The 26,581-nt window shown below is 34.9% G+C and carries 25 protein-coding genes; 15 read left to right on the top strand and 10 right to left on the bottom strand.

Annotated features, from left to right (window positions below):
• Nucleotides 1–7: 7 nt before the first annotated feature.
• A complete protein-coding gene (locus LC814_RS02890; RefSeq protein WP_226064855.1) occupies nucleotides 8–670 on the top strand; it encodes a LolA-like protein in 663 nt (220 codons plus the stop codon).
• 5 nt (nucleotides 671–675) lie between these two features.
• Entirely contained in the window at nucleotides 676–1,254 is a 579-nt protein-coding gene (locus tag LC814_RS02885; RefSeq protein WP_226064854.1) for a glutathione peroxidase, read from the top strand.
• A gap of 154 nt (nucleotides 1,255–1,408) precedes the next feature.
• Here LC814_RS02885 and LC814_RS02880 read toward each other — a convergent pair whose 3' ends face one another.
• The 3 genes from LC814_RS02880 to LC814_RS02870 all read right to left on the bottom strand — a co-directional run bounded on the left by LC814_RS02880 (nucleotide 1,409) and on the right by LC814_RS02870 (nucleotide 6,116).
• Nucleotides 1,409–2,863 (bottom strand): LptF/LptG family permease, encoded by a 1,455-nt coding sequence (locus LC814_RS02880; RefSeq protein WP_226064853.1) that lies wholly within the window; start codon nucleotides 2,861–2,863, stop codon nucleotides 1,409–1,411.
• Nucleotides 2,864–2,935: 72 nt separating this feature from the next.
• Complete coding sequence (gene lolA1, locus LC814_RS02875) at nucleotides 2,936–3,583, bottom strand: outer membrane lipoprotein periplasmic chaperone LolA1 (RefSeq protein WP_226064852.1); 648 nt, start codon at nucleotides 3,581–3,583, stop codon at nucleotides 2,936–2,938.
• A 64-nt stretch (nucleotides 3,584–3,647) separates the two neighbouring features.
• Nucleotides 3,648–6,116, bottom strand: coding sequence for an FtsK/SpoIIIE family DNA translocase (locus tag LC814_RS02870; protein ID WP_226064851.1), 2,469 nt, complete (start codon nucleotides 6,114–6,116; stop codon nucleotides 3,648–3,650).
• Nucleotides 6,117–6,394: 278 nt separating this feature from the next.
• Here LC814_RS02870 and LC814_RS02865 point away from each other — a divergent pair, with 278 nt between their 5' ends.
• The 5 genes from LC814_RS02865 (at nucleotide 6,395) to LC814_RS02845 (ending at nucleotide 12,668) form a co-directional block, all read left to right on the top strand.
• A complete protein-coding gene (locus tag LC814_RS02865; protein WP_226064850.1) occupies nucleotides 6,395–6,631 on the top strand; it encodes a hypothetical protein in 237 nt (78 codons plus the stop codon).
• Between the two features lie 127 nt (nucleotides 6,632–6,758).
• Nucleotides 6,759–7,052, top strand: coding sequence for a hypothetical protein (locus tag LC814_RS02860; protein ID WP_226064849.1), 294 nt, complete (start codon nucleotides 6,759–6,761; stop codon nucleotides 7,050–7,052).
• A gap of 129 nt (nucleotides 7,053–7,181) precedes the next feature.
• Entirely contained in the window at nucleotides 7,182–9,167 is a 1,986-nt protein-coding gene (gene hutU / locus LC814_RS02855) for a urocanate hydratase (RefSeq protein WP_226064848.1), read from the top strand.
• A 333-nt stretch (nucleotides 9,168–9,500) separates the two neighbouring features.
• Complete coding sequence (locus LC814_RS02850) at nucleotides 9,501–11,885, top strand: TonB-dependent receptor (RefSeq protein ID WP_226064847.1); 2,385 nt, start codon at nucleotides 9,501–9,503, stop codon at nucleotides 11,883–11,885.
• Between the two features lie 405 nt (nucleotides 11,886–12,290).
• Nucleotides 12,291–12,668: a GreA/GreB family elongation factor gene (locus LC814_RS02845; protein ID WP_226064846.1), complete on the top strand. Its 378-nt coding sequence runs from the start codon at nucleotides 12,291–12,293 to the stop codon at nucleotides 12,666–12,668.
• 38 nt (nucleotides 12,669–12,706) lie between these two features.
• Here the strand turns inward: LC814_RS02845 and LC814_RS02840 are convergent, their stop codons facing one another.
• Together LC814_RS02840 and pncA are read right to left on the bottom strand one after the other, a co-directional pair.
• Entirely contained in the window at nucleotides 12,707–14,254 is a 1,548-nt protein-coding gene (locus tag LC814_RS02840; RefSeq protein WP_226064845.1) for a S41 family peptidase, read from the bottom strand.
• A gap of 94 nt (nucleotides 14,255–14,348) precedes the next feature.
• A complete protein-coding gene (gene pncA / locus LC814_RS02835) occupies nucleotides 14,349–14,954 on the bottom strand; it encodes a bifunctional nicotinamidase/pyrazinamidase (protein ID WP_226064844.1) in 606 nt (201 codons plus the stop codon).
• A gap of 119 nt (nucleotides 14,955–15,073) precedes the next feature.
• Between pncA and LC814_RS02830 the strand changes: the two genes are divergently transcribed.
• The 3 genes from LC814_RS02830 to LC814_RS02820 are packed head-to-tail and all read left to right on the top strand — an operon-like array spanning nucleotide 15,074 to nucleotide 16,627.
• The gene (locus LC814_RS02830; RefSeq protein ID WP_226064843.1) at nucleotides 15,074–15,610 is read left to right on the top strand and encodes a YfiT family bacillithiol transferase; all 537 of its coding nucleotides are present in this window, start codon (nucleotides 15,074–15,076) and stop codon (nucleotides 15,608–15,610) included.
• Between the two features lie 36 nt (nucleotides 15,611–15,646).
• Complete coding sequence (gene ytxJ, locus LC814_RS02825) at nucleotides 15,647–16,021, top strand: bacillithiol system redox-active protein YtxJ (protein ID WP_226064842.1); 375 nt, start codon at nucleotides 15,647–15,649, stop codon at nucleotides 16,019–16,021.
• A 6-nt stretch (nucleotides 16,022–16,027) separates the two neighbouring features.
• On the top strand, nucleotides 16,028–16,627 hold the full coding sequence (locus tag LC814_RS02820; RefSeq protein WP_226064841.1) for a Crp/Fnr family transcriptional regulator: 600 nt from the start codon (nucleotides 16,028–16,030) through the stop codon (nucleotides 16,625–16,627).
• Here LC814_RS02820 and LC814_RS02815 read toward each other — a convergent pair.
• Complete coding sequence (locus LC814_RS02815; protein ID WP_226064840.1) at nucleotides 16,624–17,262, bottom strand: hypothetical protein; 639 nt, start codon at nucleotides 17,260–17,262, stop codon at nucleotides 16,624–16,626. The two genes, LC814_RS02820 and LC814_RS02815, sit on opposite strands and share 4 nt — an antisense overlap.
• A 54-nt stretch (nucleotides 17,263–17,316) precedes the next feature.
• Nucleotides 17,317–18,183 carry a sigma-70 family RNA polymerase sigma factor gene (locus tag LC814_RS02810; protein WP_039344711.1) on the bottom strand — a complete coding sequence of 289 codons (867 nt, stop codon included), beginning with the start codon at nucleotides 18,181–18,183 and terminating at the stop codon, nucleotides 17,317–17,319.
• Nucleotides 18,184–18,492: 309 nt separating this feature from the next.
• On the opposite strand from LC814_RS02810, the gene LC814_RS02805 reads away from it, so the two are divergent.
• Both LC814_RS02805 and rbp read left to right on the top strand, forming a co-directional pair.
• Entirely contained in the window at nucleotides 18,493–19,356 is an 864-nt protein-coding gene (locus LC814_RS02805) for an aldo/keto reductase (RefSeq protein WP_226064839.1), read from the top strand.
• Between the two features lie 141 nt (nucleotides 19,357–19,497).
• Nucleotides 19,498–19,869, top strand: a complete 372-nt coding sequence (gene rbp / locus LC814_RS02800) for an RNA-binding regulator (protein ID WP_226064838.1) — start codon at nucleotides 19,498–19,500, stop codon at nucleotides 19,867–19,869.
• 63 nt (nucleotides 19,870–19,932) lie between these two features.
• Here rbp and LC814_RS02795 read toward each other — a convergent pair whose 3' ends face one another.
• The 3 genes from LC814_RS02795 to LC814_RS02785 are packed head-to-tail and all read right to left on the bottom strand — an operon-like array spanning nucleotide 19,933 to nucleotide 22,883.
• Nucleotides 19,933–21,732 carry a DUF4153 domain-containing protein gene (locus tag LC814_RS02795; RefSeq protein ID WP_226064837.1) on the bottom strand — a complete coding sequence of 600 codons (1,800 nt, stop codon included), beginning with the start codon at nucleotides 21,730–21,732 and terminating at the stop codon, nucleotides 19,933–19,935.
• A gap of 40 nt (nucleotides 21,733–21,772) precedes the next feature.
• Nucleotides 21,773–22,276, bottom strand: a complete 504-nt coding sequence (locus LC814_RS02790) for a BlaI/MecI/CopY family transcriptional regulator (protein ID WP_226064836.1) — start codon at nucleotides 22,274–22,276, stop codon at nucleotides 21,773–21,775.
• Between the two features lie 7 nt (nucleotides 22,277–22,283).
• A complete protein-coding gene (locus LC814_RS02785; RefSeq protein WP_226064835.1) occupies nucleotides 22,284–22,883 on the bottom strand; it encodes a phosphatase PAP2 family protein in 600 nt (199 codons plus the stop codon).
• Nucleotides 22,884–23,052: 169 nt separating this feature from the next.
• Here LC814_RS02785 and pdhA point away from each other — a divergent pair, with 169 nt between their 5' ends.
• From pdhA to LC814_RS02770, 3 genes are all read left to right on the top strand, one after another.
• Nucleotides 23,053–24,057 (top strand): pyruvate dehydrogenase (acetyl-transferring) E1 component subunit alpha, encoded by a 1,005-nt coding sequence (gene pdhA, locus LC814_RS02780; RefSeq protein WP_226064834.1) that lies wholly within the window; start codon nucleotides 23,053–23,055, stop codon nucleotides 24,055–24,057.
• 76 nt (nucleotides 24,058–24,133) lie between these two features.
• Nucleotides 24,134–25,774, top strand: a complete 1,641-nt coding sequence (locus LC814_RS02775) for a dihydrolipoyl dehydrogenase family protein (protein ID WP_226064833.1) — start codon at nucleotides 24,134–24,136, stop codon at nucleotides 25,772–25,774.
• 118 nt (nucleotides 25,775–25,892) lie between these two features.
• On the top strand, nucleotides 25,893–26,567 hold the full coding sequence (locus LC814_RS02770; protein WP_226064832.1) for an ABC transporter ATP-binding protein: 675 nt from the start codon (nucleotides 25,893–25,895) through the stop codon (nucleotides 26,565–26,567).
• Nucleotides 26,568–26,581: the final 14 nt, after the last annotated feature.

The following is a 26,581-nucleotide window of genomic DNA, read 5'->3' as shown; positions in this document are numbered from 1 at the left end:
ATTTACAATGAAAAAGATTTTTTTAGTATTTCTCCTCGCTATAAATTCAGTGATATCAGCACAAACTGCAAAAGAAATTATCGATAAAAATATTGAAGTTTCCGGTGGATTGACCAATTGGAAACTTTTAAATTCTGTCTTGTTGCAGGGTAAAGTGACTTTGGGAATTAATGATGAATATCCGATTAAAATATATCAGCAACGCCCAAATCTTACGAAGACGACGATTACTATTGACAAAAAAGAATCAGCGATTGAAGGTTATGATGGTGAGAAAGGATATGCCATGAATTACGCAACCAATAAAGTTCAGGAATACCCAAATTACTCCCCAGAAAGTTTTGATAACGATTTTATTGACTGGGAGAATAAAGGATTTGAAGCGGCCTATATCGGTAAAGAAAAAGTTGGCGACATACTTTGTCAGAAGGTTGAACTTACTAAAAACGTAAATAAAACGCTCTATTACTTTGATGCTAAAACGTACATGATCGTCAAGGAAATAAAAAAAGATGATACCCTTACGTATTCTGATTATCAGCAAGTAGGAAATTTGATGATGCCTTTCCGGATCGAATCGTCTTCGCCAAAAAAAGACAGTGATTATGTAATGGTTTTAAATAAAATAGAAACAAACAAAGTATTCCCAGCGAATACATTTAAATTTTAATAAACATGAAAAAATTATTTATACTACTATTAGCAAGCGGAGCAATGTTGCAAAGCTGCAAAAATTCAAATAAAAATACAGCTCAAGTGAACACGACAAATGATACGATGCTCAAAACTCTTTACGATTATAAAGTTGAAAGTTTAGACGGCAAGGAAATTAATTTCGCCGATTATAAGGGAAAAAAAGTTTTAATCGTAAATACGGCTTCTGAATGTGGATTTACGCCCCAATATGCAGATCTGGAAAAACTCTCCAAGGATTACGCAGATAAAGTTGTGGTTGTAGGTTTTCCTGCAAATAATTTTGGAGGACAAGAACCTGGTAGCAATGCGGAAATTGGAGCATTTTGCGAGAAAAATTTCGGAGTAACTTTTCCAATGGCAGCAAAAGTTTCTGTAAAAGGAGATGATATTGCACCGATATTTAAATTTCTTACCGAAAAAGAAATGAATGGTGTTAAAAACACTGCTATTCTTTGGAATTTCACTAAGTTTTTAATTGACGAGAACGGCCATTTAATTGATTCTTACATCAGTACAACAAAACCAACCAGTGACTCTATCACAAAATATTTGAAATAAGAAAATCACTTTTTTCAAAAGTATTTATAAAGTTTACGGAAGTTATTTCGTAAACTTTTTTTTGATGTAAAGGTTTCTAGATCTTATTTGGAGGTCGAATATATTCCAAAAAAAGGATGAATAAAATCCATCCTTTTTACTTAAACTTGGTAGCTTATCGATACCGCGTGTGTTCTTTATTTTTACTGAATCTAGCTATAATCGGTTTGAAGAGTGCTTTATATTTTTCAATATCAAATAGTTGCGAATCGGTTAGCGCTTTATAGGTCAGCCAAATCCCGAAAGGCAATAGCACCAGATTAGGCAACCATGCTGCTAAGTAGGGATCCATTCCGCCAGACCATGCAATATTTTCAGCGGAAAGATTTAAAAGATAAAACAGGATAAACACAACAATTGCAATCACAACCGGAAGTCCCAGCCCTCCTTTTCGAATAATCGACCCTAAACTGGAACCAATAAGAAAGAAAATAATACAGGTCACAGAATACGAAACAATTCTTTGCTGATGCATAATCACACGTGAGAAGTACGCATGCATATCTTTAATCTGTGGATCTTTTCCAAGCGTCGAAAGCTTAATATTTTCGATTTTATTATAGGCAGAATACAGCATCTCATTTTTACGCTTTTGTTTTATCGTATCAACTTTTGGCGGTGGCGTGATGGTCTTTTTTAGTTTAGTATTGTCAATGTAAGTTACGTAACTGTTGGCTTGACTGACCAATTCGTAATTCATATTATTCAGAATATTTTCGTTGCTTTTTTTAGTTTCCTTGATGGTTTTATTAAGCTGTAGAATATTTTGAAAAGAATAATCATCCGTAATTTTTTCCGCCTCAATCGCTTTGTTAATGATATCTGAAATATTGAAATGCGACACTAAAGTGTCAAATTTAATCGCCTGATCCGGTTGCTTTAATCGCTGATTATAATCGGCGCCAGTCAGTTGGTCTTCATAAACATGACCATTAAATAAAACCAATTTCAAATAATTAGGATTTACAGCCGGTACAAATTTCCCGGTTTCAGCGACAATAGATTGTTGATCCTCAAACGAAGTTGCCATTTTATGAATAAAAACACCGGTTAGATTTTCTCCACTTTCGCCAGATATTTTGTCAAACTTTACGCTGTAACCTGGAATTTGCTGGATAAACTGACCCGGCGTAAAGTTTAATGCAGGCTTTGTTGCAGCAATGTTATAAAGCATATTTTTAGCTTTTCGCTGAAAATCCGGCACCACATTATTGGAAAATACAAATAGGAGCAGGGCAAAAAATAAGGTAGTAAAGAATAAGGGAAGCATAATTCGAGTCAGCGAAATTCCTGCAGCTTTCATAGCGGCGAGCTCATAACGCTCTCCGAAATCTCCAAAGGTCATGATTGATGAAAGCAGAATGGTAAGTGGCAAAACCAGTTGTACAACAATAGCAGAAAGGTAGGAGAGGAGTTTCAGGATTTCCCAGTAACTCAAACCTTTTCCCGTAAACTGCGCCAATCTGATCCATATAATATTAACTACAAATATGAAAAACAGCACGCTGAATATAAATAAAAAGGGGCCGAAAAAAGTTTTAATGACGTAACCGTCAAGTTTTTTTATCATGGCTCAAATTTACCAAAAAAGTCACAAAGTTTTTGGCTTTGTGACTTTATTAATATGAGGTGTTTATTACTTTTAAAGCTCCGTAACAAAATAATTTTTGTAGTTGTCTTTATTGAAGGTAAACATGGTATTGCTTAGTTTTTGATTTTCTCTATAATCCTGAATTGCGATCACAGAAACATTGTTATCCTTAGAATACTGTTCTATTTTCACCAACTGTTTTTTCGGACCATTCACAAAAAGTTTCACTTCTTTAATTCCGTTATCGGTGGTCGGAGTTAGTTTAATATAATCTGCATTTACACCATTTACATTTAATTTACCGACATATTTTACATGGTATCCTTTTTTATATTCTTCGATATAATTAAGAGGAGAGAACATTTGCTCGTTTCCTGTTGGCTTTGCGACTGTTATTTCCTGGTCTTCTGCAGAAATATTATAAATTTTATTGCCATCAAAAATTTGTTCAGTACCCATTATTTTTAATTTGTACTGATCTTTTGCAGAGTAGAAAATTCCAGGTTCTGTTTTCGTCACATTTTTTCCAGTTCCGGTTCCGTAAATAAATTTAAAGTAAACATTATTTTTACTTTTATAATTACTCGCTACGGCGTCTAGAATACTTTTCGCTTTTGCGTCAATTTTCTGTGCAGAGAAACTGGCGGTTGTTGCGATGACTAAAATTCCTACTGATATTTTTTTTAATAGTGTTTGCATTATTATTCTTTGTGGTTGGATTAAAATTTTAAAGTGAAGTTAAACTTATGTTTAAAATTTGATTCTATTTGCGCAATTCTTCCAAAAAGCGTTCCAAAGAATTTAGGTCTGAAATTAGGACTTCACGTGCTTTTGCACCATTAAATCCACCAACAACGCCACTCGATTCTAACTGATCCATAATTCTGCCAGCTCTGTTGTAACCCAACTTCAACTGTCGTTGCAACATTGATGTTGAACCTTGTTGCGTAGAAACGAGAATTCTTGCTGCGTCTTCGAACAACACATCTTTTTCGTTCGGATCGAAAGCGGCAACGGTCGACGTATTCTCGTCGCTGGAATATTCCGGAAGCATAAAAGCACTTGCATATCCTTTTTGTTCTCCGATGAATTCTGCGATTTTTTCAACTTCAGGTGTATCAACAAAAGCACATTGTAAACGCATAATTTCATTTCCATTAAAGTAAAGCATATCACCTTTTCCTATAAGCTGATCTGCACCTGGTGAATCTAAAATCGTTCTGGAATCGACGCTAGAAATTACTCGGAAAGCCGCCCTTGCTGGGAAATTGGCTTTAATCATCCCCGTAATTACATTCACTGATGGTCTTTGTGTTGCCACAATAAGGTGTATTCCTACCGCTCTAGCCAATTGTGCTAAACGTGCAATTGGTAATTCTACTTCTTTACCAGCAGTCATAATCAAATCGGCGAATTCATCAACTACCAAAACAATGTAAGGTAAATATCGGTGACCGTTTTCCGGATTTAGTTTACGCTCAGAAAATTTCTTGTTGTATTCTTTGATGTTCTTGCAAAATGCATTTTTCAACAAATCATAGCGCTGATCCATTTCAATACAGAGGGAGTTCAGCGTATTAATTACCTTGTGTGTATCTGTAATAATGGCATCTTCACCATCTGGAAGTTTCGCTAAATAATGTCTTTCTATTTTTGAATAAAGGGAAAGTTCCACCTTTTTCGGATCAACCATCACGAATTTTAATTCACTCGGATGTTTTTTGTAAAGCAAAGACGTTAAAATTGCATTAATCCCAACTGATTTTCCCTGACCTGTTGCACCCGCCATTAATAAGTGAGGCATTTTCGCAAGATCTGCCATGAAAATTTCATTAGAAATTGTTTTACCGAAAACAACGGGTAAATCCATATCGGAATTCTGAAATTTCTGGGAAGCGATTACACTTCTCATGGAAACCATCGATGGATTTTTGCGCGGAACTTCAATACCAATGGTGCCTTTTCCCGGCATCGGTGCAATAATACGGATTCCAAGAGCGGATAAATTCAATGCGATATCATCTTGCAGTTTTTTAATCGAAGCTACACGAATTCCAGCTTCTGGAACAATTTCATATAAAGTAACAGTTGGTCCGATCGTCGCTTTTATTTCTGCGATACCGACATTAAAATTCTTCAGAAGTCCTACAATTTTATTTTTGTTTTCTTCTAATTCTTCCTGATTTACAGAAATTTCTTCGTTACCATAATCCCGTAGTAAATCGATTGTCGGCATCTGGAATTTAGCCAACTCCAGTTTGTGATCGTAATAACCGTGTTTATCAACTAATTCTTTGGATTTTAAATCAGACTCATCCAGAATTTCTACTGGTTTAGCTACTTCTACTTTAAAGTTAATGTCGTCATTCTGCGCTTTATTGTCGGTGGAAGATTGATTAACTGAAGGACTTAGATTTACTGAAGTCGATCCACTCTGACCATCAAAGGATGTTTTATTTGGTGTTTTAATGGTTTCAAATTCTGAATTCGTAGTAGCAGGATTTAAAGGATCAGTTAGAGGTTCTTTTTTTATTCCCGCACTTTCAGAAACAGTAATTAAAGGATTAGCTAAATCGCTTAAGTCGTCCAACTCTTCGTCAGCTTCGAAATTCTCCGCTGATTTTGGCAGCATTCCTTTCACGCGTCCTACTGTATTATCATTAAGATCGGTTAATTTCGATTTGATATTGGCAGGATTCAAATTAAATTCCAGAATAAAATATAAACCAATACTGACTAAAAGTACCAACCACAATCCAGCGGTTCCAATCACGGAATTTAGAAAATCCATAATTTGAAAACCATAAACTCCACTCAAAACGCCTTCACCTTTTGTAATAGCACCTAATAGAATGGGCAGCCAACAAATAAAGAATAGGGAATGACCAATGGTTTTCCAAGGTTTGAAATAATTTTTTTTAAGGATGATCAGTCCACAGACAAAAAAGAGAAAAGCAACCAAAAAAGCTGCGATACCGATACTTTCAAATATAAAAATATTCCCTAACCAGTCGCCGATTTTTCCAAAAATATTCGATGATTTAACTGTTTTATCTAACATGGTTCCGGCCTGGCTTTGATCAGCCTTCCAGTTCATGAGGTAGGAAACAAAGGAAAATGTTGCCACCACCGAAATAAGAATAAATAAAATACCGAAAAATATACGGGGTTTAGAGAGAATTTTGTTTTGATCCATCGCTGAGGATGGTGTTTTTTTAGCGCTTTTTTCCATAATATCAATGTGGACAAATTTAATAATAAAATTTAAGAAATTTTCGGGTGATACTCATAATATTTGAGATAAAATAGTAAATTTTAGAGAGAATCAAATGCTTTTCAAACCGGCTAAAAGATACCGATACCTAAAAGTCATAAATTTCGCACTGAAGTTGCAGTTTTATTAAGTAAAGTTTGTTGAAACAAATTATCCTTTCAAGGATTTCATGAAGGCGTAATAATTGCTCTCAATTTCATTAAATTTCTATAAAAAATTAATTTAAAATAACTGAAATGGAAAATATAAAAAATCCTGAAAACAATTCCGAAAATCTTGAAAACCCTGAGACTGAATTCATTAATATCAAAGATTTGTCAGAAGAGGAACAAAAATTAAAAAGCATTGTCGATAATAAGAATAGAAAAAATGCAAAAAATGCTGTTCCGCCTGATGCCTGGAAAAATCAACAGCAAGCCTACAAAGATGCATGGGAAAATAATAAAAATCAAGCGTTAGAAGACGATGTCTAAAATATATAAATTACAGAGGATGAGAAAATTGTAGTTGAAAATAATTACTACTTCTGTAATAATGAAATGTTAGGTAAGTATGGAATCATTTTTGCGCAACTTAAAATTAACCAATAAAAATAATAATATGGAACCCTCCAACAATATCGAAGAACAAAACGAAAATTTAAAAGAAATGAATTACAGTCCTGAAAATGATATTTTCAATCAGGAAGAACACTTTTCTCTGGATGGCGACGGTAATCCCATACTCAACGAAACGGTAAGCCCCGAGAGATTGGGCGATGATTTGGATGTTCCCGGTGCGGCCGCCGATGATGCCATGGAAAAAATAGGCTCGGAGGATGAGGAAAATAATTTCTACAGTCTCAGTGATAACGAAGATAATCACGAAGAAACCAGCGAAGATTTAATTTCTTAGATAATCAACCTTACTTTTAAAAGTAAGGTTTTTTTGTGTTATTGATTGAAATCTGTATTTGCTTTGTATTTCTTAATTTGAATATCTTTAAAAACGCAAAAAAAATTAATTTTCGAATTTATAAATACCATGACTTTTAAAGAAAATATACAACAAGGCATTCCATCTGTTTTGCCTGAACCAAAAACCTACGATCCCCAAATTAATCATGCGCCAAAACGGAAAGAAATCCTGACCGATGAAGAGATAAAACTGGCGCTAAAAAATGCGCTACGGTACTTCGAGCCGAAATTTCATGCAGAATTATTGCCAGAATTTAGAAAAGAATTACAAGATTTTGGTCGAATATATATGTTTCGCTTTCGTCCGGATTATGACATTAAAGCGCGCAATATTTCCGAATATCCTGGAAAATCGGAACAGGCAAAAGCCATCATTTTGATGATTCAAAACAATTTGGATTACGCCGTGGCGCAACATCCACATGAACTCATAACGTACGGTGGAAATGGTGCTGTTTTTCAAAACTGGGCGCAATATCTATTGACAATGAAATATTTGTCTGAAATGACAGATGAGCAGACTTTGAGCATGTATTCAGGTCATCCTATGGGATTATTTCCAAGTCATAAAGATGCACCGAGAGTGGTTGTGACCAATGGAATGGTGATTCCTAATTATTCAAAACCCGATGACTGGGAAAAATTCAATGCTTTGGGAGTTTCGCAGTATGGCCAGATGACTGCGGGAAGTTTTATGTACATCGGTCCGCAAGGAATTGTTCACGGTACCACCATCACGGTTTTAAATGCTTTTAGAAAAATTAAAAAAGAGCCAAAAGGCGGCATATTTCTTACGTCAGGATTAGGTGGAATGAGCGGCGCACAACCTAAAGCTGGAAATATCGCTGGTTGTATAACCATTTGTGCGGAAGTAAATCCGAAAATTACGAAGATTCGACATGAACAAAATTGGATTGATGAAATTCACGCGAATCTCGATGAGTTGGTTGAAAGAGTTAAAAAAGCGCAGGAAAGTAAAGAAACGGTGTCGCTCGCTTATCTTGGCAATATTGTGGAGGTTTGGGAAAAATTTGACGAAGAAAATTTAAAAATTGATATCGGTTCTGACCAGACATCACTTCATAATCCCTGGGCCGGCGGTTATTATCCAGTAGGAATTTCTTTCGAAGAAGCCAATCAGATGATGGCAGAAAATCCAGAATTATTCAAAGAGAAAGTTCAGGAAAGTTTGAGAAGACATGCGAAAGCCATTAATAAACATACAGAAAAAGGAACCTATTTCTTCGATTATGGAAATGCTTTTTTACTGGAAGCGAGTAGAGCTGGAGCTGATGTGATGGCAGCTAATCCAACTTTAGGAAGAGAATTTAAATATCCAAGTTATGTGCAGGATATTATGGGACCCATGTGTTTCGACTACGGATTCGGGCCTTTTCGCTGGGTTTGTGCCAGTGGAAAATCGGAAGATTTAGAAAAGACGGATAAAATTGCATGTGAGGTTTTAGAGGAAATAATGAAAGATTCTCCACAAGAAATTCAACAGCAAATGCAGGATAATATTACCTGGATCAAAGGCGCGCAGGACAATAACCTGGTCGTAGGTTCACAGGCAAGAATTCTTTACGCAGACGCTGAAGGTCGGATGAAAATCGCCGAAGCTTTTAATACTGCAATTAGAAAAGGAAGTATTGGACCTGTTATTTTAGGAAGAGATCACCATGATGTTTCCGGTACAGATTCTCCCTACAGAGAAACCTCAAATATTTATGATGGTTCCAGATTTACGGCGGATATGGCAATTCAAAATGTAATTGGTGACAGTTTCCGCGGAGCAACTTGGGTTTCTATTCATAATGGTGGTGGCGTCGGTTGGGGAGAAGTGATTAATGGCGGTTTTGGAATGCTTCTCGATGGAAGTGCAGATGCAGAGCGCCGACTAAAATCAATGCTGTTCTGGGATGTAAATAACGGAATTTCCCGCCGAAGCTGGGCCAGAAACGAAGGCGCAATATTCGCCATTAAACGTGCAATGGAAATTGAACCTCAATTAAAAGTAACCATTCCTAATATCGTAGATGAAAATCTTCTTTAAAAATAATTAAATTTTAATATATTAAACCTTACAAAATGTGAGGTTTTCTCTTATATAATGAAGTCTTGTAATAATATAGATTTTACAAATAATATTTTTAGTAAAAAATAATACCAATAAATTTGTATTAGAAAATAAAAGTACTAATATTGTAGAACGAAAATTTACTTATCATCAAAATTGATTTAAAAATTTCGTGTTAACTATTGAAGCCAGTAAAGACTGGATACAATTTACCATTGATAAAGTGTTATTACCATAGTTAGTTTTTTTTATTTTTTTTTAAGCGTCCCATAATGGGGCGCTTATTTGTAATTTTGTCCGAAAATTTATATGAAATTTATTTTATCTTTTTTATTCGTACTGTCATTTCTTAGCTTTTCTGCACAAACAGGCAGCATTAATATAAATGTGTACGATGAATTTACAAGAAAATCATTGCCTGCAGATATTTCTATTTCAAACTCAACGCAGGAATTTAGGGGAGAAGGAAATATTAATATTGCTGATCTTCCTTCTGGAACTTACAGTTTTGAAATTCGATCTACAGATTACGAGACCGGTTTTTTAAAGGATGTAAATATTGTTCCCAATCAAAATTTAACATACTCCGTCGGTTTAAATAAAATAGCCAGGAATATTGATGAAGTCGTCATCACCCGAAAACAATATAAAACTACTGCCGAAAGCCCACTTTCATTACGAAATATTACGAGTGAAGAAGTTCAAAAAAATGCTGGTTCTACACGCGACGTTTCAAAAGCAATCTTAAGTTTTCCGGGTGTTGGAAGTACAGCAACTTTTCGAAATGACCTGTTTATTCGGGGTGGAAGTTCCGCTGAAAATAAATTTTATATTGACGGAATTGAAGTTCCTGTCATCAATCACTTTCAAACCCAAGGCGCTTCTGGTGGACCGCGCGGCATTATTACCATCGACTTTGTGAAAGATGTTGATTTTTATAGTGGTGCTTTTCCAGCTTCACGAAATGGTGTTCTTTCTTCTTTGTTTGAATTTAATTTGAAACAGGCCCGGAAAGATAAATTAGGTTATAAAGCGGTGATTGGTTTAGATGATATGCAGCTTATGATGGATGGACCCCTTTCTAAAGACCAATCCTGGACCGGACTTTTCAGTGTTCGGAAATCGAATTTGCAGCTTTTATTTAAAGCAATAGGATTGCCTTTTTTACCTAGTTACTATGATGCAACCTTTAAAGTAGCCAAAAAATATAAATCAGGTGACGAGCTTTTTTTTCTTGGTTTAGGGGCGAAAGACAGCTTTAAATTTAATGAAAATGCGGAGCCAACTTTAACCAATTTAACTTTAATCGATCAACTTCCCGTGTCGCCTCAATGGAATTATACGATCGGTGCTGGTTATCGTCACCTGGCAGAAAATGGCAACTGGTTGTTAACAATAAGCCGAAATATGCTGGATAATCAAGCGTTTAAATATTACCGAAATATAGAAACTCCCACTAATTTGCTGTACGATTACAAATCTCAGGAAAGTGAAAATAAAATAAGGTTTGACCGCAGTTTCGCGTGGAATGAATATAAATTCAGTGCAGGAACAAACCTCAATTTTTCAAAATACTTTAATAATTCAACCATCAAAAATGTAACGCAAAATGCGGTAAATTTTGATGAAATTTTATCAGAACTAAATGTTTTGCAATACGGAGTTTATCTGCAGACTTCAAAAAGATTTTTTGCTGATCGTTTGCAACTTTCTGGAGGTTTTAGAGTAGATGCAAGCAATTACTCAGAAAATACAAATAATCCATTAGACCAATTTTCCCCACGGTTTTCATTGAGCTATAAACTCACCCCGAAATTTGCCCTCACCTTTAATACAGGAATTTTCTACCAACTTCCAGCTTATACCGCTTTAGGATATGTGGAAAATCAAACTCTCACCAATAAAAGTACTTTAAAATATATCCGCAATTCGCACCTGGTTGGTGGAGTAGAATATAATGGCGACGATAATTTACGGCTTACAGTGGAAGGATATTATAAAAAATACAAAAATTGTCCGTTTTCTCTTCGAAACCAGATTTCACTTGCAAATGTAGGCGCAAATTTCGGAGTTGTAGGAAATGAACCTTTGGATTCCAGAGGGTTTGGAGAAACCTACGGTCTGGAATTTTTGGCGCAAAAAAGAACTGTTAATAATTTCTACGGAATTGTAGCATATACATTTGGATACTCTAAATTTTCTAATGGAAACGGAAATCTTTTGCCTTCGAGTTGGGATTCTCGCCATATTGTAGCCATAACAGCGGGAAAATATTTAAATCATAACTGGAATGTAGGCGCACGATTCCGCATGCAATCAGGATTACCGGAAACTCCGTACGATCTTCAGCGTAGCGCTTTGGTTAATATCTGGAATATTTCAAATGGACCTTTACAAAATTTTAAATTACTGAATTCACAACGTGGCAATTTATCGCACCAACTTGATTTACGTGCAGAAAAAAAATGGATATTCAACAAGTGGCAGTTTACCGCATATATTGATGTTGTAAATGCTTATGGATCAAAAAGCCCAAGTCGTTTGCCGATTGTCAATCTTCAGCGGGATGCTGACAACAACGGAGTGATAGCCAATCCTGAGGCTCCTCAAAATCAGCAATATTATTTATTACAAACGGGTGAAAGTGACCGTTCAACACCTCTTCCTTATTTCGGATTTATATTTGAATTTTAGAACTTGTAATTAATATAATTTTCGATGCCTTATAATTAAAGAGTTTATCAATTTTACCACGTACAAAAAGTTAACTGTTTGGAAATCCAATATATAAGTCGTATCTTCGTCAGTTAATTAGGATAAAAATGATAATGATTTACTTTTTTCTAGAAAAATTTTCTGCGGACGTAAAGTCGTCGTCGTTGGCCTATTTGCTAGATGATAAATTTCTACAAGATTCTAAGGAGTTTATTTAATATTCCCTGTCACGATTCAGGACAGGGCAGTTTTTCAGAACATTAAATATTCAACCACCTATTTTTGAATGCATTTCGCAGAATAATCAAACAAATGATTTTGTTTGAAATAACTGTCTGAGTCATAATTATGTATTCATTTTTTAACTTTTAGAAAAAAATCAACATGTCAGAAAGTATCGTTTTAACTACAGGAATTTACGATTTAATTAAAGAACATTTACGTAGAAAAGGCACCACCATAGAAGAGGAGCAAATTCTTTTGCAGCAACTTCGAAATGCCAAACAGGTTCTTCGTAGAGAATTACCAGAAGATGTAGTAACTGTAAACTGCGAAATTAAAATTAAAGATGTCGATACAAATGAAGAAGAAAACTATTTATTTGTGCAGACCAGCAGACACAAAGAAAAAAAAGGAAAATATTCTATTTTATCGCCAATGGCTCTAGCAACTGTTGGGAACAAAGTGGGCGACGTAATCAACTGGCCTTTTAAAGAAGGTGAGAAAAAAATTGAAATTTTAAGCGTAGAACATTACAATTAAAAAATTCAGCGAAAAAGCTCTCAAATCGAGAGCTTTTTTTATTTTTCCAGGAATTGGTGCTTTTTAATGTCATTTAAAATCCAATCCAGTTGAATGTCTTTTTTCTGTAAGACTTGATTTAAAGTTAGAATAATTTCCTCGTTTGGAACAACACCTTTTTTGGTGTGCGTAAAATCTATATTTGGCTGAATAAGCATTAAGCCAATTGGAAGTTTCAATTTCGAATTCGGTAATTTTTTGGTAGAATATCTGCCAGCAACAGTTCCGTCATTCGCTCCGCCCGTTTCCTCACCGACGAGAAAGGCGCGCTGATCATCTTTTAATTTTGAGGCGATAATCGATGATGCGGAGAAACTGCTTCCATTAATGAGTACATAAATTTTCCCCGCAAAATTGTCTTTTTTTGCTTTTTTCAAACCAAAGATTCCATTATTGCGCAAGTAAAATTGATTATTTTCTTTTTTGACAGAAAGCGCTGAACCGACAAAATAAAATGGATAACCTAAAACAGCAATAGGTTTTAGCAAGGCTGGAAATTCTATAAAATAATTCGCCTGAAACATTGATGATCGGGAAGTCACTTCGATATCATTAATGAATTTAAAATTTTCAGATACCAGATAGGAATAAAGATTGTTGATCTCCGCGAGAGAACCACCCAAATTATCACGAATATCTAAGATTAAATATTTTGCAGGAGATTTTTTGAGACTTGAAAAACTCTGTCGATAAAATTTACGGGAATACGTGCCGGAAAATGTTTTAATTTTCATGTACGCAATCGTAGAATCCTTGGTGGGAAATTGTAAATCGCGATTAAAACTTTTGGTGACAATATTATAATCTTTGGTTTTACCCGTTTCGCTTTTGGTGAGTTTTTTATTTTGTTCTTCTTTTTCTTTACGCTCTTCCTTTGTGATTTTTTCCCGGTGCAGATAAAATGTATTCTTTTCGTTTTGATATTTGGTTTCTACTTTTACACTATCTAAAATGCCAAATTCTTCAGTGAAAAATAGCGGCCAACGCCGAGCCATTGAATATTTTTGAAAAGTAGTATTGTAACCGTCGCTGTTTACAAACGGTTTGTATTTTTCTAATAAATCTTTAACGGGAATATCTTTAACACGAAGTATTTCTGTACCAACGTTCATATTAGGGATTTTGTCGGCGTTATCTTTTACAAAAATTCGATCATCATTAACTACAAAGTTATAGCGACCCAATAATCCTTTTTGCTTTTTTAGATCTTTGATTTCTTTTTTTGTCAGCCGCTTGTCTGCGGAATAGAGGCGAAGGTGGCCTTCTCGGATGTCAGCGATAATTGGCGCAAGTTTTTGGTAAAATTCGTTCGGTTTTAATGGCTTATTAATTCCATTTTTTAAACTATCGAACTTATAATCTAAGTTTTCTTTTGTGATATACCAATATAAATTTGGGTGGAGTTTTTCTAATTTAGTTCGTGTGAAATCGACATCTTTTTTCAATTTGGCGGCTGCAATTGGAATTTCCAACTTTTCATTATACCGTTTTACCGAAATACAAGATGTTAGAATTAATAAGATAGCTAGAAATACAATTTTTTTCACACTAAAATTTTGTTAAAAATAAAATATTAAAATTAGAAAAGCCAAAAAAACTCCACATTGATAAATGCGGAGCTAATTTTAATTTTAAATGAGTTTAACCTAAAACAGTTACCGTATTTTGTAACATTTCGTAGATGGCTTCCTTTGCGTTATCGGGTTTTACATTTACAGCACGTGTTCCATTAAAATGCAGACAGGTTACGTATCCTAATTGCGCTGCATCTAAGCACGTAAATTTCACACAATAATCAAGGGCAAGTCCCGCAATTTCCACCAGTTCTATATCATGATATTTTAAAAAATCATCAAGTCCGGTTTTTACAAAATGATTATTATCTTGAAAACCACTGTAACTGTCGAATTCTGTGTTTGTGCCTTTTTGAATAATATGCGTCACTTTATCACGGTTTAAATCGGGATGAAATTCTGCACCGTGCGTTCCCTGCACGCAGTGATCGGGCCACATAAATTGAGGAACGCCGTTCAAAATGATATTTTCACCGACTTTTTTGCCATTATTTGAGGCAAAACTTTTGTGATTAGCCGGATGCCAATCTTGGGTGAGCACAATTTGCTCATATTCATTATCCTGCATGAGGAGATTAATATAAGGAATAATTTCATTCGCGCCAGGAACGGCAAGTGCGCCACCTTCGCAAAAATCATTCTGTACATCGACTATAATCAGGGCTTTTTTCATATTCTTAAATTTTTCGAATCAGATCGAATTCAACTTTTTTGTAGTAAATTTACAAAACTAAAACACAAAATGCCCGCCAATTCCGTTGGTAAGCCAAATAGTCAAATTTGAAAATTAAAATGGACAATTTAGAACTTAGAAAATATCCGATCGGCAATTATCAGGAACCTGTAGAAATTTCAGATCAGGATCTTGATCAATATATTAAAACCATAAAAGAATTCCCGAATAAGATAAAATATGCCGTGGAAAACTGGAGCGATGAGCAACTCGACACGCAATATCGCGAAGGCGGTTGGAAGGTGAGACAGCTAATTAATCACTTAGCGGACAGCAGTATGAACAGTTATATAAGGTTCAAACTGGCTTTAACCGAAGATTCGCCAACCATAAAACCCTATAATGAACAACAATGGGCGGAACTTCAAGACAGCTTTAGTATTGACATCAAACCTGCAATCCAAACATTAAAAGGAGTTCATAAACGTTGGGTTTATGAATTAAAATCACTGACAAATAAGGAATTCGAAAGTACCTATTTTCATCCAGATCAAAATAAAAATATCAATCTGCGAGAATGTTTGGCATTTTGCGCTTGGCATTGTGAACATCATTTTGCACATATCGATAATTTAAAGAAAGAAAATAACTGGTAATTTATTTTTTTCTATATTTCCTAAAACAATTAATATATGAGTTTATTTAATAAAATATTTGGGGGCGAAGACGCTCAAAATTCTTCATCTACTTTTTGGAACTCTATTAAATCTGAAGAAGATTTAAATAAAGCCATCGAACAGTCTTTTGAAAAAAAGGTTGTCATTTTTAAACATTCTACTAGATGCCATATCAGTAAAATGGTATTGAAAAATTTTGAAGCGGAAGTAGGAAATTCTGACAAAGATGTAGCCTATTATTTTCTGGATTTAATCACTTTCCGGCCTATTTCGAATAAGATCGCTGAAGATTTCGGCATCACTCATCAAAGCCCACAGCTGATTATTTTGGAAAATGGAAAAGCAGTTAAAGACGCTTCTCATCAGAGTATTTCAGTGAGTCTCATTTAAAAGCTGATGGATTCCCTACATAATATTACAACATATCTCTCCGAAATTTTAGAAGTTCCGAAAGACTTACTCGATCCGTGTAGTGAAAATTATACCTTTAAAAAAGTTTCTAAGAATCACATTCTACTTCAGCCCGGCGACATTTGCCGCGAAACTTTTTTCGTAGAAAAAGGTTTGCTAAGAATGTATTCCATTGATAAAAATGGAAAAGAACATATTATTCAGTTTGCACCAGAAACGTGGCTTATTTCCGACCGAAGTTCTCTTTACTTTAATGAAAAATCAAAGTATTATATCGAAGCCGTTGAAGAGTCTGAAGTTTTGCTGCTGAATAATCATTTTTTTACAAACATGATTGAAAAATTTCCCCAAACCGCGGAGAATAATGACTTGCTTTTACAAAAGCACATTCGAAATTTGCAAAATCGGGTGAATTCTCTTCTTGCTGATACGGCGGAAGAAAGATATATGACATTTATTAAAATGTATCCTGATATTTTGCAGCGCGTTCCCCAATGGATGGTTGCCTCTTATCTCGGAATTACACCAGAAAGTCTGAGCCGAGTACGTAAAGAACTGGCGAGGAAGAATTTTTTGCCTAATTAATTTAAACCAAACTTAAGTAATATAGTTCCATGGTGAAGTAATTCTGCTCTGACTCCATAAAATCGTTCTTCTGTATTAGTTAGATCAATGAAATGAGAGTTCATTGTTAAAACGTTACATAATTCAAAGTTATATAAATGAGGAGGAGGATCTACATATAAATAACCATGCTCATCAAAATCTTTTAAAACGAGTAAGTCGTAAATAAAGATGCTCTCAACGGAATTAACAAGTTTGTAAAATGTTGCATAATCTATATGCTTTAAAAGTAAAGATTTAAATAATTTTCCTATAATTTGAGGTTTTGAATCAGAGTCAATACGATTTATAATTTCTAATATTTTCGCACCAACTTTGTGACGATATAAGTTAGAATCATCGATATAGCTGATCTCTTTTAAAATGAAATCATTTTCCAAATCTTTTAACTCATTTAGAAAATGAATTAATTTATTAGCGAAAATTTTATCATTAATTGATTTTCCGAGTCCAATAATTTTAAAAATACTGCCTAGAATCGGAAATGCTTCGATTGTGTCGTTGTCAATAAATGTGTCCAAAGGAATTTCTAAAATATCCGTTGAGAAATCTATTAAATTAGACTGAATTAAATTATTTAATTTATTATTTTCCATAAAAAAGCAGGCTTTAAAAACCTGCTCTAATTTATATAATATTTTTGAAAAATATTATTTACCTAAATACGATTTCAGAATTTTACTTCTCGTATTGTGTTTCAATCTTTTAATTGCTTTTTCTTTAATCTGACGAACTCTTTCTCTTGTCAGGTCAAAAGTTTCACCGATCTCTTCCAAAGTCATTGGATGTTTTCCGTTCAAGCCGAAATACAAACGAACCAAATCTGCCTCACGTGGAGTCAAAGTTTGCAACGCTCTTTCGATTTCAATTTGTAATGATTCCAACATCAAATCCTTATCTGGACTTGGTGATTCACCGGAACGTAAAACATCGTATAAGTTAGAATCTTCACCTTCAACCAACGGTGCATCCATCGACAAATGTCTTCCGGAGTTTTTCATTGATTCCTTGATGTCGTCTTCGCTCATATCCAAAACTTCAGCTAACTCTTCTGGGGAAGGAGGTCTTTCGTTTTCCTGCTCCAAATGCGCGTACGCTTTGTTGATCTTATTAATTGATCCAATTTTGTTCAATGGCAATCTTACAATTCTAGACTGTTCTGCCAATGCCTGTAGAATCGATTGACGAATCCACCAAACTGCGTAAGAGATAAATTTAAAACCTCTGGTTTCATCATATCTTTTCGCCGCTTTCATCAAGCCTAAGTTCCCTTCATTAATTAAATCGGGCAAAGAAAGTCCTTGATTCTGGTATTGTTTAGACACAGATACCACAAATCGGAGGTTGGCTTTAATCAATTTTTCTAGCGCCACTCTGTCTCCGGCGCGGATTTTTTGTGCCAATTCAACTTCTTCGTCGGCCGTAATCAAATCAACTTTTCCAATCTCTTGCAAATACTTGTCAAGCGAGGCGGTTTCTCTGTTGGTAACCTGTTTGGTAATTTTTAATTGTCTCATGTAGTAATAAGGTCCACTTTAGGACTGCATTATATTATACGTTATCATGTGGTAAAAGGTTACAATGTTTTAAAGATATTGCTGTTAATATTTTTTTTAATGCTATTAAATGTTGCCTAGAGGTAAATTTCTGTTCTTTAGGGCGAACATTACCATCTTCCATTCTCTCCAGATTAAACAAGGGGATTCACTCACGCTGGGTTGCGATTACTCGAGTAAAAGAGACTAAAATTTTAAAAATAAAATTTAAATTGTAAAATGAGTAAAGACTTTTTATAATGATGTAATTTTGACCAAAATCATAAGCTCATGAATTTTTCACCCATTATCATAGGAACCATGCGCTGGGGCATTTGGGGAGCCAATCATTCCATAAGAAATGTGCAACAACTCATCGATACTGCGATGACAGAAAATCTCACCTCTTTCGACCACGCCGATATTTATGGTGATTATACAACCGAAAAGCTATTTGGTGATGCATTCTCTGATATGAAAATTGACAGAAATAAGATTCAACTCATTTCAAAATGTGGTATAGAAATGCCGTGTACCAATCGTAATTTCCATCTTAAATCATATAATTATTCCAAGGATTATATTTTAAAATCGGTAGACACAAGTCTTAAAAATTTGAAAACGGATTATCTTGATCTATTATTGCTGCACCGACCTTCACCTTTACTAAATCCCCTGGAAATCGGAGAAGCGTTTTCAATTTTGCGGGAAGAAAAAAAAGTTAGGCATTTTGGTGTTTCAAATTTTTCACCATCACAATTTGATCTGGTCAACGATGCGTTCCCAATTATTACGAATCAAGTAGAAATTTCGATTAATGAAACCAAAGCTTTATATGACGGAACTTTAGATCAAATGATGCTTAAAAAATTGCAACCGATGGCTTGGTCAGTAATGGGAAATTATTTCTCCGAGAATTCTGAGCAGAATAAAAGAATTGAAAATGTGGTTTTAGACCTTTGTCAGAAATATCAAGCCGAAGAAAACCAAATACTTTTAGCTTTTATATTAAAACATCCAGCAAATGTAATTCCTATAATAGGGACTTCCCGTGTAGAAAAGATAAAAGAATTTAAACAAAGTTTAGGTTTAGAACTGAGCAGGGAAGATTGGTTCAGACTTCTGGAAGCAAGTAATGGAAAAGAAGTTGACTAAATAATTTGTATAAAATGTTGCATATGTAATAATTAATTGTATCTTGCACCTGTTTTTATATCCTGAAATCAATTTTTGTTCATCAATTGTTGAGTTTCATTTATAATTTCAACAGTATTAATAATTAATTTTTTTTTTAAGATGAACATTTTTGTTTCAAACATTAACTATGCAACTCAAGAACAGTCGTTGCAAGATTTATTTTCAGAATTTGGTGACGTATCGTCTGCCAAAATCATTACAGACAGAGAAACTGGGAGATCGAGAGGTTTCGGTTTCGTAGAAATGAGCGATGAAGATGGCAAGAATGCTATCGAAGCTCTAAACGGGAAAGAATTGGATGGTAAAGAACTTAACATTTCTGAAGCTAAGCCAAGAGAAGACAAACCAAGAAGAAGCTTTGACAACAACCGTTCAGGCGGTGGTGGTTATGGTGGTGGAAGTCGTGGCGGAAGCGGCGGTGGAAGCGGAAGCGGTTACGGCGGAGGAAGTCGTGGCGGTTCTAACTGGTAAGATTTACCTAAACAAATATAAGCGACTTTTTAAAGTCGCTTTTTTTGTGCCTAATTTTAATTGTTATAATTTTCTGATAAGAATTAAAATCGATTCCGAATTGATAAGAAACTGACTTTCTTTATTTGCAGACTTCACGAGAATAAGCGTATCAAACATAATTTTGAATTCGTAGTTCCCAATTTTCTTCGTGATGAAAAGATTATCAACTTTGATTTCCCCATTATTTGGATACTTTTTAAACAGCTTTTGTAAATCTGGAACTAAATTAACTTTCTGCTTATTAAAAATTAAATTAAAATCCGATTTGAAAACGCTAACCGGCATTTTTAATTCTATCGTATTACCCTCAAATTCGAAGAAATTATCTTTGTAGTTATAGGCTTTGAAAAGATATTGGTAACCGGAAAGGTTTGCATTAAAATCTTTAGCAACCAAAGTAATATTTTGTGAAGCAGGATTGATTTCTTTATCGGATAGATCATAACTAATATTTTTAAACTGATTTTTAGTCAGATTTTTAATTTCGTAGTAATTGCCATCCTGTATATTTTTTGTTAGTTCAACTTGTCCTTTAGAGTGCAGGAAGGGAAGTAAAAAATCAATCTCTTTTCTTTCCGCCAGAAATTTAAATTTATCTGCAATATCATGTACTTTTTCACTTTGAATTTTTTTGCTAAAGTTAATTTTACCGTTTTTAAGTAGATTATTTTCGTTCAATATTTTTACCAATTCACTTTTCTGACTTCTTTTTGCCACAGAAAAAGCATTAAAATAAGGAAAAGCAAGGGAAAAAAGACCAAAAAGAAATAAACTTAAGGGTATAAATTTAATAGTTTGTGTTATGTTCAAGATAAAATATAGAACGACGGTCGTCAGCCACAAAGCCAACATCAAAACAAAATACCGCGGTTCTGTATATCCATATTCTAAAATTCGGGTAAATATCGCCACAAAAAGTAAAATAATGAGTGGCAACAATGTATAATAGAATATTTTCGAAAACATTCTTACCCAGGATTTTGTAGTGTCATCTTTCAAAGGATGTACAAGCAAAAGTGCCAGAATTCCGACGACCGAATAGGCGAGAATCAGATAAGAAACCCAACCTCTGGGAAGTTCCCAGTTGATTAAAATCTTAGCAGAATAGAAATATAGAATCACTGCATAAATGAGCAATAGTGGGATGAGGATATATTGCGTAAAGAATTTTAGTATTACGGGATAATCACCGTGTCGCTCTAGATATGGAAGTCCATTTTCATTAAATAATAGAAATATAAAAACGCTGCCGAAGAATAACAGGAAGTAGAGTGTATATGTGTACCACTCGTTTCCCAGATTAAAATCAAAAAGCCGATCAACCGCTAAAATAGCCAATAAAACGCCGCCCGTTAAAACTCCTGTAAATACAGCAGTTAAGAACGAATTGATGAATAATTTTTTGTTAAACTGCCAGAAATTCAATTCGCTGTTAAATTTTAAAAATGCTACGAACGACACGAGTAGATGGGATAAAATAAAAGTAGGAATCAATAAATAGGCATACATTTCTGTAAAATCTTTCTCCCGGTCTGGAAGTAGAAAATAAAAAGCAATTAGAAATACAATCGCAATAAACTGAAAGACGATTTCCCGACCGAATCTTTGCGACAGCATTCTTACCGTAAAAGAAACAGAAATTCCCAAAGATGCCACCAATGCCAACTTCATAAAAACAAATGACTGCTCCTGCCGAGGTAGTGCAACTTCAACGAGACAAATCATAGAAACAGCAGCAATCAATGCGATTACCAGCATCAAAGGATTGTGTTTGATTATAAATCCTGCATTCCCAAAGATGTCAATAAATTTATTTCGCACTGTTTTAGGTATTTATGTTAAAATTACTGAAGCTGTTCTATTAAAGTTTTTTCTTCTTTTTCTGCTTGCTTAGCTTATTTTTTTTCTTCTTTTCTTTCCCAACTTTTTTCTTCTTTGGTGCCGTAATTTCTTCTATAAAATCACTTAGATCAGAATCGCGCTTTTCCTTTTTAAGATTAGAATGAATAGTTGTTTTCACTTCGAAAAACTCTTTAAAGTCAGCTGGATGAATTAGGTTTTCAGCCAGTAAGGTCTTTACCAGGTTTTTCGGTGAATTATCAAAATAATATTCTAAAAAAATTCCGAGTTTATATTTTTTATAATCTTCAAATGGAATGGCTACCGTGTACTTAAAAATCCGTCCTTCTCTTGTGGTTTGTAAAAATTCTTTTTCCACTAAAATTTTTAGGAAGGTAGAAATTGTATTGGGGTGGGGTTTTGGATCAGGATAAAACTCGATAATTTCCCGCATATATCCGTATTCAAGTTTCCAGAGGACATTCATTAATTGTTCTTCGCCTGCCGTTAATTCGCTAATTTTCATGCCTTTTTTATAATAATTGAATATGAGTATAAAGATAGATAAAAGATATAATTGTGGCGATTGATGCGCCTGAAATAACTTCTGCCCAAGTATGTCTTTTAAGAATTACGCGACTTATGCCAACTGCAACTGCTATACTTAACCACCCAATTCCCAGCAATGGATCTATTGTAAACATTAACGCAGCAACATAAATGTTCAGAGCCGTATGCATTGAGCTTTTTATAAAATAGTTGCTGATCTGCATGGTTACCAGTAGAATTAAAAGATATAGAAGAACCCAATCTACACGGTTAAATCTGAAATAAATGAAAAGTAAATAAATAATCAAAGAAGCGCCGATAAAAAAATACAGTTGTTTGCGTTGGTTTCGATCAGAAACATCTGAATCGGTAAATGCACCACTTTTAACTTTATAAAAAATCCATCCAGAAATGGGAACAATCATGAGAAAAAAAATTGGTAGAAAATTTTCTCCGGTTTCTTTTAACGAAAAATTTTTAATGCTAAAAAAAAGAAAATAGAGAACGAGAGAATTCATAGGATTAAAGAAATTAGAAAGTAATTTCGATACTCGGTGTGTCATTTCCTGGGAAGAATCTGCCATAAAAAATATTAAGTGACCAAAAGTAATATTTTTAAATGACTAAAAACTGACAATTGTCCTGCTATGCTAACCTTAAAGACAAAGATTTTTATTATTTTTGCTGAATATTTCTAAACAAACATAAAACCGAAAGGTTAGGTGTGCCTATTAAAAAAAGCAAAATCAACACATGAAAGAATTTTCGAAAGAAGTCTACCTGCAGTGGTATGAAGACATGACGATGTGGAGAAGATTTGAAGACAAATGCCGTTCACTCTATCTCAAACAAAAAATCAGAGGATTTTTACATTTATATAACGGACAGGAAGCGATTCCAGCTGGATTCACGCACGCGATGGATTTGTCCAAAGACAGCATGATCACGGCTTACAGATGTCACATTCACCCAATGGCCATGGGAGTAGATCCTAAAAGAATTCTTGCAGAACTTTGTGGTAAAGCCACGGGAACTTCAGGTGGAATGGGTGGTTCTATGCATATCTTCAGCAAAGAAAAAAGATTTTATGGCGGTCACGGTATTGTAGGGGGTCAAATTCCTTTAGGAGCTGGGATTGCTTTTGCCGATAAATATTTTGAAACTGGTGGCGTAAATATTTGTTTCTTCGGCGATGGAGCAGCGCGCCAAGGTTCACTTCACGAAACTTTCAACATGGCAATGAACTGGAAATTACCAGTGGTGTTTGTGGTTGAAAATAACGGTTATGCGATGGGAACTTCGGTAGGAAGAACTGCCAACCACGAAGATATCTATAAATTAGGTTTGGGTTACGAAATGCCGTGCTTACCTGTAGATGCTATGAATCCTGAGAAAGTAGCGGAAGCTGCTTATGAAGCAATCGAAAGAGCAAGACGAGGAGACGGACCAACTTTTATAGAAGCCAGAACCTACAGATACAGAGGTCACTCTATGTCGGATGCAGAACCTTACAGAACAAAAGAAGAAGTTGCAGAACATAAAAAAGACGATCCTATAGAAATCGTAAAACATAAAATTTTATCGCAAAACTGGGCAACAGAAGACGAACTAGCAGCACTCGATGAAAAATCTAAAGAATTTGTAGAAGAGTGTGTGGAATTTATGGAGCAGTCTCCATATCCAGATTTATCTAAAGTTTATGATTATGTTTATGATCAGGAAGATTATCCGTTTATAAACAAGCTTGAAAATAACTAAAACAATTTGGTGATCGAGATTTTAAAATGAGTATGTTTTAAAATCTCTTCATTTTAATATATAACAAATTAGAATTATGGCAGAAGTAATTACAATGCCCCGTCTTTCTGATACGATGACGGACGGTAAAGTGGCAAAATGGCACAAGAAAGTGGGCGACTCAGTAAAAGAAGGAGATCTCTTGGCCGAAATTGAAACTGATAAAGCCGTACAGGATTTCGAATCAGAATTTAACGGAACTTTATTATATATCGGAACAGAAGAAGGCGGTTCGTCGCCTGTAGATTCTGTCTTGGCGATTATTGGAGAGCAGGGAGAAGACATTTCTAAACTTAAAAGTGGAATGGTTGACGAAGGAATTTCCGAAAAAAAAGAAGAGAATAAAATAGACGAAGAACATAAAACCGAAAACGAATCTACGAGCATTGAAGAAACGACTGCTGAAATTCCACAAGGAGTTGAAGTAATTACAATGCCTCGTCTTTCTGATACCATGACCGAGGGTAAAGTGGCAAAATGGCATTTTAAGGTGGGTGATCAGGTAAAAGAAGGAGATGTTCTAGCAGAAATCGAAACCGATAAAGCAGTTCAGGATTTTGAATCAGAAGTGAACGGAACTTTACTTTACACAAGCGTTGCCGAAGGTGAAGCGAGTCCAGTTGATACTGTTTTAGCAATCATCGGGCCCGAAGGAACAGATGTTTCTGGTCTTACATCAGGTGCAACAAAAAAAGCAGAATCAAAACCTGCTCCTGAAAAAGCTGAAGAAAATAACTCCACATCAGAAAATACAGAAATGCCAACTGCTGATAATTCATCAACTGAAAGAGTGGCGATTTCTCCATTAGCTAAAAAAATGGCGGAAGATAAAGGAATTGATGTACAAACTTTAAAGGGAAGTGGAGAAAATGGCAGAATTGTAAAGAAAGATATTGAAAATTATCAGCCAAGTGCTGCTTCTACGCAAGCGAAACAAGAAGTTTCATCGCCTGCTGCAGTTGCTGCTCCGGCACAGGCTTCAATGAATTTTGTTCAGGGTAAAGATTCTGAAACACCGAATTCACAAGTAAGAAACATTATTGCGAAACGTCTCGCTGAAAGTAAATTTACCGCACCGCATTATTACTTGATCGTTGAAATCAATATGGATAAAGCGATTGAGGCAAGAAAAGAAATTAACGCTTTACCAGATACTAAGATTTCATTTAATGACATGATTATTAAGGCTACAGCAATGGCTTTAAGAAAACATCCGCAAGTAAATTCTACCTGGAAAGAAGATAAGATTATTCACCACGGAAATATTAATGTAGGAGTTGCCGTAGCAATTCCAGATGGATTGGTGGTTCCTGTGTTGAAAAATACAGATCAGATGAACTACACACAAATTTCTACTGACGTAAAAGATATGGCCGGAAGAGCAAAATCCAAAGGTCTGAAAGCCAACGAAATGGAAGGTTCAACTTTCTCAGTTTCTAATTTAGGAATGTTCGGGATCGAAACTTTCACTTCAATTATTAATCAGCCGAACTCAGCGATTCTTTCTGTAGGCGCAATTATTGAAAAACCAATTGTAAAAGATGGCCAAATCGTCGTTGGAAATACAATGAAACTTTCTTTAGCTTGTGATCATAGAGTTGTTGATGGTGCTACGGGCGCGCAATTCTTGCAAACCTTAAAAACTTATTTAGAGCAACCTTTAACATTGTTACTCTAATATAAAATCGTAAATCCTAAAAGAAGTCCTTTCGGCGTACATGTTGGAAGGACTTTTTTAATATAATTCCATCATTTCTAAGGGGGAACTTTACCTTAAATTTAGTATTTTTGACACCATGATTAAAGCGCGTAATATTCATAAGTCGTACGGCGATTTAGAAGTTCTGAAAGGAGTTGATATTCATATTGAACAGGGCGAAGTAATTTCAATTGTAGGTGAGTCGGGCGCCGGTAAATCTACATTATTGCAAATTTTAGGAACACTAGATAAACCCACAACACCCAAAAAATTTGATACGCAAATCGACTTGGCTGGTCAATCATTTATCAGCATGAGTGATAGACAACTTTCAAGTTTCCGAAATCAAAACATTGGATTTGTCTTCCAGTTTCATCAGCTTTTACCGGAGTTTTCTGCCTTGGAAAATGTCTTGTTACCGACAAGAATCGCAGGGAAAAATGAGAAAGAATCTATCGAAAAAGCGTATTCTTTATTTGAAGATTTACACATTGCGCACCGAATCCATCACAAACCCAACGAAATGTCGGGTGGTGAAGCACAGCGAACAGCGGTTGCGCGCGCGCTGATCAATTCTCCGAAAATTATTTTTGCTGACGAACCTACGGGGAATCTCGATTCTAAAAACGCTGATGACCTTCACCAATTATTTTTCGATTTGCGAGATAAATATCATCAGACTTTTGTAATTGTAACGCACAACACGCATTTGGCAGATACTACTGACCGCAAACTCGTTATGAAAGATGGTCTTATTATTCAGGGACTTTAATTAGCTTTTAATTT

The sequence above is a fragment of the Kaistella polysaccharea genome (genome assembly GCF_020410745.1).
Lineage (GTDB): Bacteria > Bacteroidota > Bacteroidia > Flavobacteriales > Weeksellaceae > Kaistella > Kaistella polysaccharea.
Note: the sequence above shows the minus strand (reverse complement) of the source record. Positions and strands in the feature narration are given on the sequence as shown.

Coding starts and splice junctions, on each gene's coding strand:
- LC814_RS02880 (WP_226064853.1), bottom strand. CDS start 2,863: ATGATAAAAAAACTTGACGGTTACGTCATTAAAACTTTTTTCGGCCCC.
- LC814_RS02885 (WP_226064854.1), top strand. CDS start 676: ATGAAAAAATTATTTATACTACTATTAGCAAGCGGAGCAATGTTGCAA.
- LC814_RS02810 (WP_039344711.1), bottom strand. CDS start 18,183: ATGAGACAATTAAAAATTACCAAACAGGTTACCAACAGAGAAACCGCC.
- LC814_RS02820 (WP_226064841.1), top strand. CDS start 16,028: ATGGATTCCCTACATAATATTACAACATATCTCTCCGAAATTTTAGAA.
- LC814_RS02770 (WP_226064832.1), top strand. CDS start 25,893: ATGATTAAAGCGCGTAATATTCATAAGTCGTACGGCGATTTAGAAGTT.
- LC814_RS02850 (WP_226064847.1), top strand. CDS start 9,501: ATGAAATTTATTTTATCTTTTTTATTCGTACTGTCATTTCTTAGCTTT.
- LC814_RS02775 (WP_226064833.1), top strand. CDS start 24,134: ATGGCAGAAGTAATTACAATGCCCCGTCTTTCTGATACGATGACGGAC.
- LC814_RS02815 (WP_226064840.1), bottom strand. CDS start 17,262: ATGGAAAATAATAAATTAAATAATTTAATTCAGTCTAATTTAATAGAT.
- LC814_RS02830 (WP_226064843.1), top strand. CDS start 15,074: ATGGACAATTTAGAACTTAGAAAATATCCGATCGGCAATTATCAGGAA.
- LC814_RS02870 (WP_226064851.1), bottom strand. CDS start 6,116: ATGGAAAAAAGCGCTAAAAAAACACCATCCTCAGCGATGGATCAAAAC.
- LC814_RS02860 (WP_226064849.1), top strand. CDS start 6,759: ATGGAACCCTCCAACAATATCGAAGAACAAAACGAAAATTTAAAAGAA.
- lolA1 (WP_226064852.1), bottom strand. CDS start 3,583: ATGCAAACACTATTAAAAAAAATATCAGTAGGAATTTTAGTCATCGCA.
- LC814_RS02890 (WP_226064855.1), top strand. CDS start 8: ATGAAAAAGATTTTTTTAGTATTTCTCCTCGCTATAAATTCAGTGATA.
- ytxJ (WP_226064842.1), top strand. CDS start 15,647: ATGAGTTTATTTAATAAAATATTTGGGGGCGAAGACGCTCAAAATTCT.
- LC814_RS02785 (WP_226064835.1), bottom strand. CDS start 22,883: ATGGCAGATTCTTCCCAGGAAATGACACACCGAGTATCGAAATTACTT.
- pncA (WP_226064844.1), bottom strand. CDS start 14,954: ATGAAAAAAGCCCTGATTATAGTCGATGTACAGAATGATTTTTGCGAA.
- LC814_RS02805 (WP_226064839.1), top strand. CDS start 18,493: ATGAATTTTTCACCCATTATCATAGGAACCATGCGCTGGGGCATTTGG.
- LC814_RS02845 (WP_226064846.1), top strand. CDS start 12,291: ATGTCAGAAAGTATCGTTTTAACTACAGGAATTTACGATTTAATTAAA.
- LC814_RS02865 (WP_226064850.1), top strand. CDS start 6,395: ATGGAAAATATAAAAAATCCTGAAAACAATTCCGAAAATCTTGAAAAC.
- pdhA (WP_226064834.1), top strand. CDS start 23,053: ATGAAAGAATTTTCGAAAGAAGTCTACCTGCAGTGGTATGAAGACATG.
- LC814_RS02790 (WP_226064836.1), bottom strand. CDS start 22,276: ATGAAAATTAGCGAATTAACGGCAGGCGAAGAACAATTAATGAATGTC.
- hutU (WP_226064848.1), top strand. CDS start 7,182: ATGACTTTTAAAGAAAATATACAACAAGGCATTCCATCTGTTTTGCCT.
- rbp (WP_226064838.1), top strand. CDS start 19,498: ATGAACATTTTTGTTTCAAACATTAACTATGCAACTCAAGAACAGTCG.